The sequence below is a fragment of the Candidatus Cloacimonadota bacterium genome (assembly GCA_011372345.1).
GTDB lineage: Bacteria > Cloacimonadota > Cloacimonadia > Cloacimonadales > TCS61 > DRTC01.
Window position 1 is genome coordinate 1 of sequence record DRTC01000336.1, and the last position, 2,370, is coordinate 2,370.

Here is a 2,370-nt window from a genome sequence, read left to right on the forward strand (position 1 = left end):
AAAAAATCTCTGTGCTCCCCGTGTCTCTGTGGCAAGAAAAATGAAAATGAAAAAAATCTCTGTGCTCTCCGTGTCTCTGTGGCAAGAAAAATGATCAGAATTGTCGAATCTCAATTTATAAAAAGCGCTGTAAAGCCCATCGATTATCCTCAGTCTCCGTTTTCTGATATCGCCTTTTCCGGAAAATCCAATGTGGGAAAATCATCTTTGATCAATACCATTCTTACTCGGAAAATGATCGCCAAAACAAGCTCGTCTCCCGGTAAAACACGATTGATAAATTTCTTTGAAATAAGATTCAAAACCGATGATAACGAGGATGGTTTTTTAAACTTTGTGGATCTTCCCGGTTACGGTTATGCTAAAGTAAGTAAGAAGGAAAAAAATTCCTGGAAATTAATGGTGAACAATTTTTTCGAGAAGAGAGAGCAATTAAAAGGTGTGATCTTACTCGTCGATATTCGTCACAAAGCCGATCCGAAAGATTTGGTGATGCTCAAAATGTTAAAAGACACTGGTATAAAATCTCTAGTTGTTGCTATCAAATCCGATAAAATTCCAAAAACCAGAATACAATTACATCTGAAAAAATTAAGGGTCGGTCTCGAAGTTGACGAAAAGGATATTATCGCTTTCTCATCTCTAAAAAAGACCGGTGTCGATGAAGTTTTAAATTGGATAGCAAAACAGATTGTGTAAAAATTACTTGAAATAAAAAACAGTCTGAATTTAGTTGTTTATGAGGAAAAAAATGTTAGAAAAAATAAGATCTCCGAAAGATATAAAAAAATTAACGGTTTCGGAGCTGGAAGAATTAGCAAAAGATGTCAGGAAACGGATCATCGAAGTAACTTCCAAAAACGGAGGTCATGTTGCTCCGAGTTTGGGAGCAACAGATATTGCCATTACTCTTTTGAAAATATTCGATCCCCTGAAAGACAAAATAATCTGGGATGTCGGACATCAATCTTATGCTTACAAAATCCTGACGGAGAGGAACGCCAGATTCGATACATTGCGTCAACTTGATGGGATCAGCGGATTTAACAACATTTTCGAAAGTAAATACGATGCTTTTGGGGTCGGACACAGCAGCACTTCTATTTCAGCAGCTCTGGGCATAACCGTTGGAAAAGAAATAAATAACAAAAACGGAAGAGCGATTGCTATCATCGGTGACGGAGCATTAACCGGAGGTATGTCATTCGAAGCGATGAATCATGCTGGTCATCTCCATAAAAATATGATCGTCATTCTAAATGATAATAATATGTCCATCTCCAAAAATGTAGGAGCGTTGCAAGCTTACTTAACTAATATTCTTGTGAGTCGTTCTTATAATGTTTTGAAAAACGCAATTTGGGATTTTATTCAACATTTTCCTCACCGGCTTCGTCGAAGATTGATCCAGAGTGCCCAGAAATTTGAGGAAAATATTATCAATACACTTGTTCCGAATATTATATTTGAGGATTTGGGATTTAAGTATGTTGGTCCTATCGATGGTCATAATATCCCCCGATTGATCCGGATTTTCAACAAAGTGAAAAAAAACATAACGGGTCCTGTTCTGGTTCATGTGGTCACCCAAAAAGGCAAAGGATATGAATTTGCAGAAGATGACGCGGCTAAATTTCACGGACTCGGTCCTTATGAAGTTAAAACAGGAGAATCCGTAGGGAAATCAAAATCCTCCTACTCAAAAGCTTTTGGTGATAACCTATGTGAAATTGCGAAGAAAAATAAAAAAGTTGTAGCCATAACTCCCGCAATGACCGATGGTACAGGACTAACTGATTTCGCAAAAAAATTCCCGGATAGATTTTTCGATGTCGGCATTGCCGAACAACATGCAGTTACTTTTGCCGGAGGACTGGCAATTCAAGGAATAAAACCTTTCGTAGCGATTTATTCGACTTTTCTGCAGCGAGCCCTCGATCAGGTCATACACGATATTGCTTTGCAGAAACTTCCTGTCGTTTTTTGTCTGGATCGAGCAGGTCTGGTGGGAGAAGACGGAGCAACTCATCACGGAGCTTTTGATCTCTCCTATTTGAATTTTATCCCCAATTTGATCGTGATGGCTCCATCTTGTGCTGAAGAATTTTCCGAAATGATGAAACTCGCGGCAACATATAAAAACGGACCGATCGCAATTCGTTATCCGCGAGGATCTGTCACATTTAGAAAAGAAAAGATAAAACCGGTTCAAATCGGAAAATATGAAGTTCTTCAAGAAGGAAATACAATCGCAATTTTCGGAATTGGGAAAGCTTTTGAGGATGTTGAAAAAATTTCCGAAATGATGAAAAAAGATTTCCCAAAACTCAAACCCTATCTGATCAATACTCGTTTTTTAAAACCTGCCGA

General features: G+C 38.1%; 2 protein-coding genes. Both read left to right on the forward strand.

The features are described from left to right. Nucleotides 1–90 precede the first annotated feature (90 nt). Nucleotides 91–699 (forward strand): YihA family ribosome biogenesis GTP-binding protein, encoded by a 609-nt coding sequence (locus ENL20_06435; GenBank protein ID HHE38192.1) that lies wholly within the window; start codon nt 91–93, stop codon nt 697–699. Between the two features lie 52 nt (nt 700–751). Further along, nucleotides 752–2,370 (forward strand): 1-deoxy-D-xylulose-5-phosphate synthase (gene dxs, locus ENL20_06440; GenBank protein HHE38193.1); only part of this gene is annotated, 1,619 nt, incomplete at its 3' end.